This window comes from Edaphobacter modestus (assembly GCF_004217555.1).
In the GTDB taxonomy this organism is placed as follows: domain Bacteria; phylum Acidobacteriota; class Terriglobia; order Terriglobales; family Acidobacteriaceae; genus Edaphobacter; species Edaphobacter modestus.
Map to the genome: position 1 here is coordinate 1,123,264 of NZ_SHKW01000001.1, position 12,824 is coordinate 1,136,087.

The window sequence follows — 12,824 nt, forward strand, 5'->3', positions numbered from 1 at the left end:
AGGAGGTCATTCGTGCGTATTGTCAGTCTTCAACCATCGATCACTCTCACCCTTGCCGCTCTTGGGCGGCTGGATGAGCTCTGCGCCCATACGAAATATTGCCTGGAAGCCTTACCATCGCTCGCAGAGTTGAAACTGCCCATCGTTCGAGATTCCTGGAACACAGGCACGGCGGAGCTGGACGGCATCGATCCGGACCTGATTATCGCCTCGGTCCCATACCGTCTGGAATCCCTCGCGGCAATTCTCAAAGCAGGGATTCCGCTGCTGGCGCTTGCCCCTCACTCCCTGGCAGATGTCATGCACGACACACGCCTGATCGCGCGACAGGTCGATCGTGTGCTCCAGGCCGAATGGCTTATCGAAGATTTTCAGAAGGCCCTTGCCGAGATGCGGGCCGCTACGGCCCATCTGGAGAAGGTTACAATCTATTGCGAAGAATGGGGCAAGCCTCTGATCCACTCGCAGGCATGGATTGCGGAGTTGATCGAGGCCAGCGGGGGAATCTTTCTTGGTTCCCCGGGCAGCCGGACGACTCCGGAAGAGATCGCAGCGGCCGACCCCGACGTGCTGATCTTCGCGTGGTGCGGGGCCGGCAGTCGCGTTCCGCTTGACCGTGTCATCGCTCAACGAAACTGGGGCCACCTGCGCGCAGTGCGCAATCGTCGAGTCTACTGCGTTCCCGATGAATATCTCAACACTCCCGCAATCGCTTCTCTTACACAAGGACTTGCACATCTCGCCGCGGCGATTCATCCGGAGCGCTTCTCCGAGGGTGGTCGACTCGTCTGTCTCACAGCATGAACCGGGAAATGGCTGTTGATTCATGCAACGGTAACCTCGCTCACATCCACAGGCTGCCGCCGTCTTAACCTAAGGGAAAGATTGAAAAGGCACAGGCAATTAAAGAACTGTCCGGTGCATCCAAAACAGAGTCATAACCTGAAGCACTCTAGAGTTGGAATCAAATGCATCTCGATTCGCTATCCAGTAAGAAAAGATCCGCAAAAATTCTTGTAGTCGACGACGATCCCGACATTCGCTCACTGATCCGCACCTTCCTTGAACACGAAGGTCACACCGTCCATGTTTCAGGAGATGCCGACCGAGCAGCCAAGCTCTTCAGCCGCTCCCCGGGTATCGATCTGGTCATCACGGATTATTCGATGCCGCAACGCTCCGGCTTCGATCTTGCCCGGGAGTTGAAGTCCATCCGGCCCTCGCTTCGCGTGCTCATTATGTCCGGAGTTATCGTGTCTTCCGGACAGCTTGACCAGATGAAGACGCATGGCTGGAAGTTTCTACCCAAGCCGTTTTCTCTCCCCAAGCTCCTTGCGGAGGTTCACAGCATGCTTGAATTCATCCAACAAGACAAGAGCTCTGCTACCTTAATCGCGTGAAGCTATTTCGACAGACGTTCTTCGTTCTTTTTTTATGTGTCTGGATTTTTGCACTCGTCCTTTACGGCAATTTCCTTACGATTGCCCGTCACAACACCGCCGCGACCCACTTCGACACGATCGTCGTCCTTGGTACACCGTCGCGCCTTGACGGTACACCGTCGCCGGAGCAGCGCGAGCGAGTGCTCGAGGGAGTTCGCGAGTACAAGGCAGGCGTCGCATCGCATATCATCATGACCGGCGGCGCGGCCCATAACCACTTCGTCGAAGCGCACAGCATGGCGCAGTTCGCGGCAAGCCAGGGCGTTCCACCTGCGGACATCGTCGAAGAGGCGCAGGCGCAGAACACCATTCAGAACATCTTCTATTCCGCGCAGATCATGCGCCAGCAGCGCTGGTCGTCGGCCGAGGTCATCAGCTCGCCTTATCACCTCGGCCGCACTTCGCTCATCCTCATGGCATTCAATCATCGGCAGCCTTCGCTCAACATCGACTGGAGTACCCACCCCTCTGGTTGGCCCGATGAGTACGCGATCTACCACAAGATTGTGCTTTATTCGGTGGAGTCCTGGCGTTGTCTCCAGCTTCGCTTTCATGGATTCCCTTCTTCGCGCTTCCTGCCACAGCCCGCGTAAGAAAGGAGTCTTCCAGCCAAAAGGGGCGCGCGTGTATGCGTGATACCTTTCGATAGAACACGAGGAATCGAAGCCTTGATTCTTGTGTCCGACGATACGTATCCCTCGATACGCTCAGCGGGCCAATGCGCACTCACATTACCCGGCTGGTTGCGCCAAGGTCGTCTATCAGAGACGGGTTCACCATATCAGGTGGTGGCCGAATTGGCCGATTCGTCTGAGCAATGGCATAAACAAGAACGAGCAGAGCGGGGATGGCAAGAAATAGCCATGTCGTGACAGGATCGGTTTTTCGGTGACCCACCAGAAGAGTAGTGGAGCACTGGCCCTGACTTGCCCCTTCTGAAACCCTTACCGTTACCTTCCATGGACCGGACTGTGTGAATTGAACTTGTGCGGCTTGCAGGAGGTGGTTGGTGGCAGTTTGATGAGATAAGGTGACGGTCATTGGATGTTGGGGGGATGGAGCAGGCGGAGTGAGGACAAGGACGACGCGGCTATCGAATGCGATCTTTCCAGAGCCATTGTGACCGCCGTTATTCTGTACGAGCACGCTGAGGTCGGCTGGACCCAGCAGAAGATTGTCGGGCTGGGCGAAGAGGGAGACAAGGAAGGGTCCGCATGGTTCGCGGAATTGCAGGCGGCCTCCGTCAGCCGACGCGGTCTCGATGCCGAAGAGAGAGAGCGTGAAGAATAACGCAATGAGAGAGCTGGCTCGACGGGCGATCATACGGAATTCCCTGCCATCGGCTCGAGAAGCGACCACGCCATGTTCATCATGTTGCGCATCTCCATAGGCTGCAGAAGGAGCCAGAAGGCCAGAGCATAGAGCGCGATCGTGGTGAGAGAGAAAGGCGCGCAGGCAGACCAGCGCCGGTCGGGAGCTAATTGGCATGAGAGTCGCCAGCCTAGGTAGAGAGCGAGGAGCAGGCCTCCATCGAGCAGAGCAAGCTGAAACTGCAGCAAGGACGCTCCAGAGAATGTGGCCATGGAGTTCCATGCTGGCAGAGTGACCGCAGATAAGCCTAGATCGTGCAGGGCCTGAAGGAAGACCAGTGGGATCGTGGGCAAGCTCGTCACGAGATGGAAGAGCAGATGAGCTGCCCAGAGTCCAAGACCCAGCGGGAGAAGAGCTAAAGCATAGCGGGTGAAGAAGGTGCGGGTGGGTTCGGTCGAGCGGGATGATCGGTGCATCATGCGTGTGAGCAGAACGAAGATTGCCAGTGCAAGAATGAAGGGGAACGCTACTGCAAAGGCACTCCCGAAGGTCGTAGCAGTGAATGGAAGCCTGGAAGCGAATGTCTGAAGCAGGCGTCTGCCGGGTGCGACCATGACGGCAGCATTGGCGAAGGCCGCGAAGATCAGGACGAGAGTAAGGACCGCAATGTCGATGCGGCCAGCCAGCGAACCGAGCGACGAGCGAGGATGTGAGTCGAGGATGTCGACTGCAGGGGAACGCGGGTAGAGACCGATGTTGTCGTGCGGGCAGGCTTTGACGCAGTCCATGCAAAGCGTGCAGTCGAGATTGCCTACCTTCTGCGGTAGATAGAGATCTAGCTCACAGCCTCTTTGTTGCGGGTTGCCTCGGATGCAATCACGAGTGGTGCAGGCGGTGCAGGTGGACTGGCTGGAGACATCGAGGGTGATGGGCGAGACGAGCGATGCTGCGAAGTTGAACTGGCCGATAGGGCAGACGTATTTGCAGAAGCTCGCTCCCTTGAAGAAGGTGTCTACAGCAAAAGCCGTGGCGAAGTAGGCGATGAGCAGCCAGGCGGTGCGGGTGGGGTTGTCCCAGAGGGAGAAGCGTTCATAAGAGAAGAAGAAGACAGCGATGAGTGCTATGCCGATCCACTTGAGGCGCAACCAGGAGGGCCAGCGGAAACGGGCGAGCCCGAGCCGATGTCCCACCTCGCGCGGGAGCATGAAGGGGCAGGCCATGCAGAAGAGGTTTCCGGCGAAGAGGATTGCAAGCAGGGCGAGGGCGCGCACGATGTTCCACGTAAAGACGCCCGCCAGGTTCATCGCCGCCATCTGGTTTGGCATGAGGCCGTGAGCGATGACGAGTGCAATCAGGAGGAGACTTACGGCTTGAAGCATCTGTCGGCCATAACGCGCTCTGAGCAGGTAGCCGATGACCGGAAGTTTGAGGATATCGAAGCGGGTAGCTGCTGAAGGCTTCGGCTGAAGGATGACGAATTTCCCAGCGGGCTTTGCGTGCTGGCGGTAGCGCGGTGAAGAGAGCAGATGGAAGACGATTGCCACTGCGGGAACAAGGTAGAGCGTCGAGCCGGCAACCCACATGAAGGCTCCGGCTGCGATCTGGTCGTTGAGAGCAGAGATATCGAAGATACGGGGCGAGGCAGCGTAGGTGGGATAAAGGACACGGCCGCTAAAGGCAAGGAAGGCGGAGAGGCCGGTGTTCACCAGATCGGCGGTGATGAGATAGGGGACGGCGGCCCAACGCGACCATACGGATCGTGAAGGCCACGGCTGAAGCACCGTCCACCAGAAGAGCAGCGATGTGATGAAGAAACATGCGTGCTCGAATTCGTGCCAGGCATCGGAGCGAAGGGTGAGCTCGTAGGCTGCGGGAACGTGCCATCCGAGGTAGGCAATGTTCATCGCAAGCCAGGCGAAGGCGGGGTGCAGCAGGATGTGAGCCGCACGGCGCAGAAGACGGATGCTCAGGAGGGGGCCGAGAAACTCCTGGATAAGCGCGCGCGGTAATCCACGGAGTAGTGGAACCGATGGCGCTCCGAGGAGCAGCAGTGGCGGAGCGACAGTCATCAGCACCAGATGCTGGACCATGTGCGCCAAAAGCAGGAAACGACTGAGGGCATCGAGAGGCGATGCTATCGCCAACCAGAGCGAGGCCAAGCCGAAAAAAAAGCACGCTGCGCGCCATGATGGAAGTTCACCTGGGCGGAGCGCGTGGCCTTTGCGCCAGCCGCGCAGATAGACCAAGGCTGTAAGCAGCAGGAGGAGAGTCGTCCACGGAGGGATCGCCCATGAGCTGGCGAGGGCTTGCTGGATGGCGGACGAAGAAGCAGTGGAGAGCTGAGGGACCATGGGAGCAGCGAACGATATGACTAGCGCTTGATGGATTCGACCGGCTGCCCAGATGCAGGCTTGTCCGTTTCAGCGATGCTTCGTGACGCGTCGGTAGCTGGCTTCTGGTTGGGCGGATGCATTGTGTCGAGGAAGGCGACGAGAGCTGTTACCTCGGCTGGAGAGAGCGCCGCGCCATAAGCTGGCATGTTGCCGCCTCCCTGAATAACCTGACGGATGATCTGATCTTCTGTCAGGCGTGTTGCGACCTTGTCGAGAGCAGGGCCTCGCTGGCCTCCAGTACCGCCGAGCTCGTGGCAGTTGCGGCACTGCTTGACCTGAAAGACGAGCGCGCCTTGCCGCTCGAGCGGCGTGCTGTCGCGAAGATAACGGACGGGGATGGTGTCCGCGCTCCAGGCGTCCATGTGCGGACTCCACGGAGTGTAGGTTCCGAGGTTGGTAAGCGTAGCCAGGCCGACTGCAAGCACGGTCACAGTGAGCACACCGACAGGGCGGCGATACCAGCTCTTTTCGCCCAGGCCCGCAACGAAAGGCAGCGCGAGAAGTATGCCGATGCCGATGACCGGAACGATAAAGATGAGAGGCGTTTCGAGATCCGGGGGAAGAAAGGCAAGAGCGCTGTAGATCCAGAGGAAGAAGAAGTCGGGCTTGGGGACAGTCTGGATGATGGTGGGATCAGGAGTTCCGGTAGGGCCGTAGGGACCGAAGATGGCCGCGCAGAAAGCGACTGCGAAGACGATGGCTGCGGCAAACATCGCGTCCTTCCAGACGGCTCCAGGCACGAAGGGGAGGCCATGTTTGTGCGATAGCTCGTTGTACTCCTTAATGTAGGTTTCGCGTTTGACGAGGCGACCCGGGGTAGGCCACTCATTGATGCCGAGCTTGAGCACGAGCCAAACGTGCAGACCTGCGAAGGCGAGCATCGTGGCTGGAAGAACGAAGACGTGCAGAGCAAAGAAACGGCTCAGCGTCGCGCCGGCGATGATGGGCCCCCCAAGCAAGAGGTGGACGAGCTGGCCTCCTAGGAACGGCACGCGGCCGGTGATAGAGGCGCCAATGCCTAGTCCCCAGTAAGCGTCCTGATCGAAGCGCAGGACCTGTCCTGAGAAGGCCATGCCGAGAGTCATCAGCAGCAGAAAGACTCCGAGCAGCCAGGTAAGCTCGCGGGGAAATTTATAGGCTCCAAAGAGAAAGACCTGTGCCATGTGGATGAGGACGACAGCAACCATGAAGTTCGAGCCCCATCCGTGCATGGCTCGAAGAAACCATCCGAGGGGAAGCTGATGGTTGAGGACCTGCAGGCTGTTCCATGCTTCTCCGGCGGATGGGACGTAGACCATCGCGAGCAAAATGCCGGTAACGATTTGCAACATCAACAGAACAAAGCTGGCGCTGCCGAAGACGTACCACCAGGATGCGGTCTTCGCAGGTACCGGGTGCTCGGCGGATTCACGAACGAAGTCCGCGAGCTGAACACGGTTCTCTACCCAATCGTAGATTCGCTTGTACCAGGGACTGGCGCTTTGGGACATGGCGTAATTCCTTTGACGAGCTGAGAGTTCGCTACCCCGGATGACTGCATACCGGCACATCCGCCGGGAGAGCGTAGGCGCGCCTCGTTCGAGAGTGTTGGCATCTGGCCGGCTCGAAGCATCAGTGTGTCACCATCGATCCGGTACTGATAGGTGAAGAGGTCGCGCTCGGGTGGGCCGGCTGCGCGAGATCCATCAGCGTAGTAGGCTCCGCCGTGGCAGGGACAGAGGAAGAGCTGCGACTGAGGGAACCAGCGAACCGGGCACCCAAGATGAGCACAGTTGACGGCGAAAATCGTGAAGCTGGTAGCCGACTGACGGCGGACGTAGCAGGCGACGTTGGCTGTTTCGCCGTCCCACGGGTGACTGTATGGATTGCGATAGGTTGCCAGCACGGTGTTGCCGGGCTTGTAGTCATCGACTTTGCCTAGCACAATCCATGAGTCGTAATCTCCTTTGCTGCGCACCGGTCCGAGCAGATAGCGGATGACAGGAGTGGCAACAAGCAGAGCGACGGCTCCGTTGATGGCGATGGAGAGCTTGAAGAGAAAGCTGCGCCGGCTTTCCCCTCGATGGTCCTGTTCCGCCACACTCGAGACCGCGGGCTCGACGGGTGGCGGGTGTTCGGGTTCCTGGTTCATTGCGATGCTCCTTGGCGCGGCTTTGTGCGAGCGCTATAACGAAGAAGGGGGATGCGAGGCCTCATGGCTTGCCTCCCGAATGAGGCGCGTAGTTGGGTTGCAACGGATAAGGCTGGCCCGGTGTAGGACTACGCTTCGAGAGCTGGAAGGCGACGACATCGCGTATCTCCTCGTCGCTGAGGGCGTGATTTGGATTGATACTACGCCAGCCGGGCTTATCGAAGTCAGGGCGACCGATAATGACTGTCGTACGAAGCATTTGCGGGGAGACGAGCGCAAGGAACGACGTGTTCAGCACGGAGCCGTCGCGACCGACCGGACCACTAACTTTGCCGTGACAGCGAGCGCAGGAATCGTCGTATACTTTCGCGCCGGCCACAGGGTCGCCGGGTGTTGCGTCCGCATACGCTGGCGGATGCACTCCGCTGAAGACATTGCCTTTAGACCAGGTGGAGCGTACACCGCGAACGAGAGCGTCGATCTGCTGCGCAGTCAGAGTTCCTCCAACTGCACGGGAGAAACCGGGCATGGAGGTTCCGGGAACACCGTTGGCGATTACGTTGCGCAATGCAGCATCGCCGACCAGGGCCTGATATTCGGGAAGGCCGATGGGAGTTGCGACTCCTTTGACGCCGTCATCGCCGTGACAGCCGGCGCAACTCTGGCGATAGAGAGTCGTGAAAGAGAGCACGGCGTCGGGCCGTGGAACTTCGGGCTCTGGGCCGGGCTTGCCGGGAAGCTGATCGCATCCCGACAATGCGAGACAAAGAAGCCCGAGAGCCGCGATTTGGACAGACCGTCTCATTCTCCCTCTTTATGCGATTCGGGTCTTGGCTCCTGCATCTCCAGACCAAGCCGGACACGCAGTGGAGCTCCCTGCATGCGTTTGATACGCCCCTGGGTCGTCACTACCCAACCGGCTACGACACCGTAGCCTACCTGCGATAGCGCGAACCACCACCAGTTGATACGGGAGTCAAAGAATGGATTGACGATACCGAGGATGGAGTGGAGCAAGCCCGTCCAGAGAGCCGGTCCGATCAGGCCTCCAAGAAGAATTGGACGTCGAGGCATGATGGGGAGAAGAGCGCCGTAGAGCAGGCCAACGAGGAAGGACGTTGATGTGTGAATGACAACAGCAATCACGAAAGCTGAAAGGTGGAAGGAAGAAAGCTCAGCCGGTGTAGGATTTGTCCATTCGGCGACCCCAGCGCCACCCAACAGATTCACCACGTACCAGATATTGTGGTATTTGAGGACGCTGTAAAGCTCCGCCAGCAGAATCATGACCGTGCCACCGGCGAAACCGCCCTTGATGCCTGAGGCGATCGTGTAGGTTTCAAGAGGAAGCGTGGCGCGGTGCGTGGCATCGCCTTCGATGTGGGTCACGCGGCGCCCGGCCGTCTCCACAGCTAGCGCATATGGGACGATCGTCACGGCTTCGTGCTGTTCGTCCGGCAGTACCTGGCGTGCCCAGCCTACGATGCCCACTACCGCTAGGACAATGCCGATGCCCGTGATGGAGAAGCTCGTAACGAGACCGGTGAAGCCGAGAGCAAGTCCGACAGCCAGGACGAGCGGCCACGCTGTTGGCGAGGGCAGTACAACGTGGCCACCATCGCCGTGTACCTGTTGTTGAGAATGGGCCATGCGCTGCTACCTCCCAACCACATAGACAACGGTGAATACGACAACCCATACGGCATCGACAAAGTGCCAGTAGAGCGCTAGTGTCTCCACGCGATCGGTGTGTTTGGGGTGAAGGCTTCCCGATACAGAAAAGATGAGCACGATGAGCAACATGATGAGGCCGACGACGACGTGCGTGGCATGTAGTCCTACCAATGAGTAGTAAGTCGTACCGAAGAGGTTCGTGCTGATGGTAAGCCCATCGACCGTGATGAGTTTGTGCCATTCGCGAGCCGTACCCAAGAGGAAGATGAGGCCAAGAAGAATCGTTAGTCCCCACCAGGTGTTGAAAGCACCCATCGCACGACGAACTAAAGCGCGCTCGGCCATCACGATGGTAAGGCTTGACGAGAGCAGGAAGACGGTATTAAGGATGGGGAGCTCGAGGACCTCACGCGGCGTTGGGCCTGAGAGGCTCCTGCCGATGTAGTAGATATAAGCAACCACGAAGATTGTGAAGACAGCGGTCTCGGCGAAGATCAAGGTGAACATGCCGACGCGACCCTTGTAGGGAAGATGCCAGTCGGTAGTGCTCGGAGCTTGAATGGATACTGTGCTCATGCTGCTCTCTCAGTCAAAGGAGTCCGGGTCTTCAGGATGCTTGAGGTCCCAAAGAGGACGGCGGCTCGATACGACGGGTTCAGCCTCAAAGTTGTAGGACGGTGGCGGCGAAGGTGTAGTCCATTCCAAAGTCCAGGCATCCCATGGATCAGGACCAGCCTTATCTCCCCGAAAGTAGGAGACGATGAGGTTGTAGACGAAGATCGCGATGGCGATTGCCTGTATGAAGGCTCCGACGGTAACGATGAGATTCCAGGTGCCCCAGCCGCGGTCGGCCTCGTAGGTGTAGATCGAACGCGGCATTCCCAAAATGCCGGGGATGTGCATGAAGTCGAAGGTTATGTGGAAGCCGATCAGGAAGATCCAGAAGTGAAGCTTGCCGAGGTGCTCATTCAAGATGCGGCCGGTGACCTTGGGGTACCAGTAGTAGAACCCGGCAAAGATCATGAAGAGGATCGCCCCGACGATAACGTAATGAAAGTGCGCGATGACGAAATAGGAGTTGTGAAGCTGCCAGTTAAATGGGGCCACGGAGAGCATGATCCCGGTGAGCCCGGCAATCAGAAACTGAAAGAGAAAGGCAAGAGAAAAGAGCATGGGCGTGGCGAAGCGGATCTTTCCGCCCCAGAGGGTCGCTAACCAGTTGAAGATTTTAATACCCGTTGGTATGCCGACAAGCATGGTGGAAAGCGTGAAAAAAGCGTTGGAGACTGAGCTCATGCCTACCGTGAACATGTGATGGGCCCATACACTGATGCTGACGAGACCGATGGCGACCGAAGCCGCAACCATCGCAGCGTATCCGAAGATGGCTTTGCGGGAGAAGACAGGAATGATCTCGCTGGCGATGCCGAAGGCGGGCATCACTAGAACGTAGACCTCCGGGTGGCCGAAGATCCAGAAGAAATGCACCCAGACGAGGGCCGAACCTCCTGCCTGCGTGTCGAAGAAATGGCCACCGAGATATCGATCGATGATAAGCATGAACTGTGCGGCAGTGAGCGGGCTGACAGCAAGAATGACAAGCCCGGAGCTGACGAGGTAGAGCCATACCAGCAGCGGCATCCGGAAAAGGGTCATCCCCCTGCATCGCATGGAAAAAGTGGTAGCGATGAAGTTGATTGCGGTACCAATGGAACCGAAGCCGCTGACGATAAGTGCCAGCGCCCAGTAGTCCGTGCTATGGCCGCGAGAGAAAGCTCGCTCAGAGAGAGGAGCGTACGCGAACCATCCTATATCCGGAGCGGTTCCGGCTCCCTGCAGGCCGCTGCCACCGATGAAGCTGTAGTAAAGGAGGAGGCCGCCGAAGACCGTCATCCATAAGCTGAAGGCGTTGAGGCGGGGAAAGGCCATGTCGCGGACCCCAAGCATGAGGGGCACAAGATAGTTACCAATGCCGAAAAGAATCGGCATGGCAACGAAGAAGATCATGGTGGTTCCGTGCATGGTGAAGAGCTGGTTGTAGGTCTCGGGAGAGACAACGTGATTCCCCGGAGCAGCGAGTTGCAAGCGGATGAACAGAACTTCGATGCCGCCAACGACGAACATCAGAAGAGAGTAAAGAATGTAGAGGATGCCGATCTTCTTATGATCGACGGTGATAACCCAACTGTGGAGCGTCTCGAGCACCGTCGCGAGACCGCTGGGGTGAGCATGCTGCTCAGCCTCGGAGACACCACCGGGAAGTGGAATGCTTGAGCCAGCCATCAACTCTCTCCTTCTCAATCTGTTCGCAGCTGTGCACTTATAAGCACCCTCGTCTCAGTTGAGGGTCGTGAGGTAAGCGGTGATCTGTTCGACCTGAGCCTGGCCCAGGTGCATCGATGGCATAAGCGATCCAGTCTTGAAGTGATCGGGGTTGTCGATCCAATCGGCCAGGTTCTCAGGCGTATTCAGTGCGGCTCCAGAGGCAATCGTTTTTCGGCTCATCAGGTGAGTCAGGTCTGGTCCAAAGCGTCCATTCGCTACAGTTCCGCCGACGGCGTGGCAATTGATGCAGGCCTGTGACTCAAACTGGCGGCGCCCCGCGATGGCGGCGTCCGTTGCAGGCTCGGTGGCGGGCAGTTGTTGTTGACGTACCCATGCCGCGAATTGCTCGGGCGTATCGACGTAGACGCGGAGCAACATCTTGGCGTGCTCAATGCCACAGAATTGAGCGCATTGTCCTTCGTACAAACCTGTCTCCCTGGGCTCCATCCAGAGTTCATTGATGCGGTTGGGAACGAGGTCGGTCTTCCCGGAGAGGCGTGGTATCCAGAAGCTATGAATGACATCCGCCGAGGTCAGCTTAAGAAAGGTTGGCGCAACCGACGCCGCACTGCTAACTGGCACATGCAACTCGTTGGCTGTGACGATGTTGAGCCTGGGATAGCGGAACTCCCACCAGAACTGATGGCCTATAACAGTGACGTCGAGAGCGGAGACAGGCTTGGGTGCGTCCTGAATGGCGAAGATGACGCGCGCAGTCGCAAGGAAAAGTACCGTCACGATGAGGACAGGAATGATCGTCCAGGAGAGTTCGATCTGCGTGCTCCCGTAGACCTGGGGAGGCTCACTGCCGTCGTCGCCGGGGCGAGTGCGATAGCGGACGATAGCGTAGGTCAGCATTCCTGCAACGACGATAAAAATTCCAAGCGTAAGAACAAGCGTGAAGATGCCAAGCGACGAGATCGAATCGGCCGAAGGAGAGGCCGGCGAGAAGATGCTTGTGTCTTTTCCTGAGGCGAATGCCGGAGTAGCCAGCACAAACGGGATGCAGCAATAAAGCAGATTACGAACGAAGGAAAAGAGTCGCCTCACGGATGTGTAGAGAGAGAGGCTGGCGATTGAAGCTGAACCGTAAAAGGTACTCGCTTCGTTCATGCGCAGAAGTGTATGACGGAGAGCAATAGTTTTCAACCAGAAAGGAATAAATTACAAATTTAGGGAAACCCCTAAGCGTTGCTTCTCAGGGCCTGTGGCACAGAAATTTCGCGCTGCCTGACAGCCACAATCCATCGTCGACCATCACGTCCGCAACGTCTCACGCCCCACTTTGAGACCACGCTTGTCGAGCAGGACTTCACTAGCGAGTGTCGGGCCAACGTCAGCGGATTCTGGTCTCGATCAACCCGAGCTCATAAAATCAATAGCTTAGAACGAATACCTAATAGCATTTCTCTGTCTGAGGAGGTACCAGGGACCAAATATCTTTCCACCGGGTTCTTCTTTGGTCTAGGGCCGGGATTTTCCACCGTGAAAAGTTGTATCGATACTCACACCCGCCAACTCGATGTAGTCCCTACTGATTTTGTCTGG

12 protein-coding genes are annotated in these 12,824 nt (G+C 57.7%); 3 read left to right on the forward strand and 9 right to left on the reverse strand.

Annotation, left to right across the window (positions count from 1 at the left end; all coding sequences use genetic code 11):
- Window positions 1-12: 12 nt before the first annotated feature.
- From BDD14_RS04710 to BDD14_RS04720, 3 genes are all read left to right on the forward strand, one after another.
- Window positions 13-804: an ABC transporter substrate-binding protein gene (locus BDD14_RS04710; protein ID WP_130417788.1), complete on the forward strand. Its 792-nt coding sequence runs from the start codon at window positions 13-15 to the stop codon at window positions 802-804.
- Between the two features lie 164 nt (window positions 805-968).
- A complete protein-coding gene (locus tag BDD14_RS04715; protein ID WP_130417789.1) occupies window positions 969-1,400 on the forward strand; it encodes a response regulator in 432 nt (143 codons plus the stop codon).
- The gene (locus BDD14_RS04720) at window positions 1,397-2,035 is read left to right on the forward strand and encodes a YdcF family protein (RefSeq protein WP_130417790.1); all 639 of its coding nucleotides are present in this window, start codon (window positions 1,397-1,399) and stop codon (window positions 2,033-2,035) included. The genes BDD14_RS04715 and BDD14_RS04720 overlap by 4 nt, the downstream gene beginning before the upstream one ends.
- Before the next feature lie 133 nt (window positions 2,036-2,168).
- Here BDD14_RS04720 and BDD14_RS04725 read toward each other — a convergent pair whose 3' ends face one another.
- From BDD14_RS04725 to coxB, 9 genes are all read right to left on the reverse strand, one after another.
- Complete coding sequence (locus tag BDD14_RS04725; RefSeq protein ID WP_130417791.1) at window positions 2,169-2,765, reverse strand: hypothetical protein; 597 nt, start codon at window positions 2,763-2,765, stop codon at window positions 2,169-2,171.
- Window positions 2,762-5,104 carry a cytochrome c oxidase assembly protein gene (locus BDD14_RS04730; protein WP_130417792.1) on the reverse strand — a complete coding sequence of 781 codons (2,343 nt, stop codon included), beginning with the start codon at window positions 5,102-5,104 and terminating at the stop codon, window positions 2,762-2,764. The genes BDD14_RS04725 and BDD14_RS04730 overlap by 4 nt, the downstream gene beginning before the upstream one ends.
- Before the next feature lie 20 nt (window positions 5,105-5,124).
- The gene (locus BDD14_RS04735) at window positions 5,125-6,636 is read right to left on the reverse strand and encodes a cytochrome b N-terminal domain-containing protein (RefSeq protein ID WP_130417793.1); all 1,512 of its coding nucleotides are present in this window, start codon (window positions 6,634-6,636) and stop codon (window positions 5,125-5,127) included.
- Window positions 6,588-7,277 (reverse strand): QcrA and Rieske domain-containing protein, encoded by a 690-nt coding sequence (locus BDD14_RS04740; protein ID WP_130417794.1) that lies wholly within the window; start codon window positions 7,275-7,277, stop codon window positions 6,588-6,590. Before BDD14_RS04740 ends, BDD14_RS04735 begins: the two co-directional genes overlap by 49 nt.
- 61 nt (window positions 7,278-7,338) lie before the next feature.
- Window positions 7,339-8,082 carry a c-type cytochrome gene (locus tag BDD14_RS04745; RefSeq protein ID WP_130417795.1) on the reverse strand — a complete coding sequence of 248 codons (744 nt, stop codon included), beginning with the start codon at window positions 8,080-8,082 and terminating at the stop codon, window positions 7,339-7,341.
- Window positions 8,079-8,927 carry a hypothetical protein gene (locus BDD14_RS04750; protein WP_130417796.1) on the reverse strand — a complete coding sequence of 283 codons (849 nt, stop codon included), beginning with the start codon at window positions 8,925-8,927 and terminating at the stop codon, window positions 8,079-8,081. The genes BDD14_RS04745 and BDD14_RS04750 overlap by 4 nt, the downstream gene beginning before the upstream one ends.
- Before the next feature lie 6 nt (window positions 8,928-8,933).
- The gene (locus BDD14_RS04755) at window positions 8,934-9,527 is read right to left on the reverse strand and encodes a cytochrome c oxidase subunit 3 (protein ID WP_130417797.1); all 594 of its coding nucleotides are present in this window, start codon (window positions 9,525-9,527) and stop codon (window positions 8,934-8,936) included.
- A 9-nt stretch (window positions 9,528-9,536) separates the two neighbouring features.
- Complete coding sequence (gene ctaD / locus BDD14_RS04760; protein ID WP_130417798.1) at window positions 9,537-11,234, reverse strand: cytochrome c oxidase subunit I; 1,698 nt, start codon at window positions 11,232-11,234, stop codon at window positions 9,537-9,539.
- 54 nt (window positions 11,235-11,288) lie between these two features.
- Window positions 11,289-12,389 (reverse strand): cytochrome c oxidase subunit II, encoded by a 1,101-nt coding sequence (gene coxB, locus BDD14_RS04765; protein WP_130417799.1) that lies wholly within the window; start codon window positions 12,387-12,389, stop codon window positions 11,289-11,291.
- Window positions 12,390-12,824 lie beyond the last annotated feature (435 nt).

Bases quoted from the DNA above. Each gene is read 5' to 3' on its own strand.
- BDD14_RS04725 (WP_130417791.1), bottom strand. From the start codon at position 2,765: ATGATCGCCCGTCGAGCCAGCTCTCTCATTGCGTTATTCTTCACGCTC.
- BDD14_RS04730 (WP_130417792.1), bottom strand. From the start codon at position 5,104: ATGGTCCCTCAGCTCTCCACTGCTTCTTCGTCCGCCATCCAGCAAGCC.
- BDD14_RS04735 (WP_130417793.1), bottom strand. From the start codon at position 6,636: ATGTCCCAAAGCGCCAGTCCCTGGTACAAGCGAATCTACGATTGGGTA.
- BDD14_RS04715 (WP_130417789.1), top strand. From the start codon at position 969: ATGCATCTCGATTCGCTATCCAGTAAGAAAAGATCCGCAAAAATTCTT.
- BDD14_RS04745 (WP_130417795.1), bottom strand. From the start codon at position 8,082: ATGAGACGGTCTGTCCAAATCGCGGCTCTCGGGCTTCTTTGTCTCGCA.
- coxB (WP_130417799.1), bottom strand. From the start codon at position 12,389: ATGAACGAAGCGAGTACCTTTTACGGTTCAGCTTCAATCGCCAGCCTC.
- BDD14_RS04755 (WP_130417797.1), bottom strand. From the start codon at position 9,527: ATGAGCACAGTATCCATTCAAGCTCCGAGCACTACCGACTGGCATCTT.
- BDD14_RS04750 (WP_130417796.1), bottom strand. From the start codon at position 8,927: ATGGCCCATTCTCAACAACAGGTACACGGCGATGGTGGCCACGTTGTA.
- BDD14_RS04740 (WP_130417794.1), bottom strand. From the start codon at position 7,277: ATGAACCAGGAACCCGAACACCCGCCACCCGTCGAGCCCGCGGTCTCG.
- ctaD (WP_130417798.1), bottom strand. From the start codon at position 11,234: ATGGCTGGCTCAAGCATTCCACTTCCCGGTGGTGTCTCCGAGGCTGAG.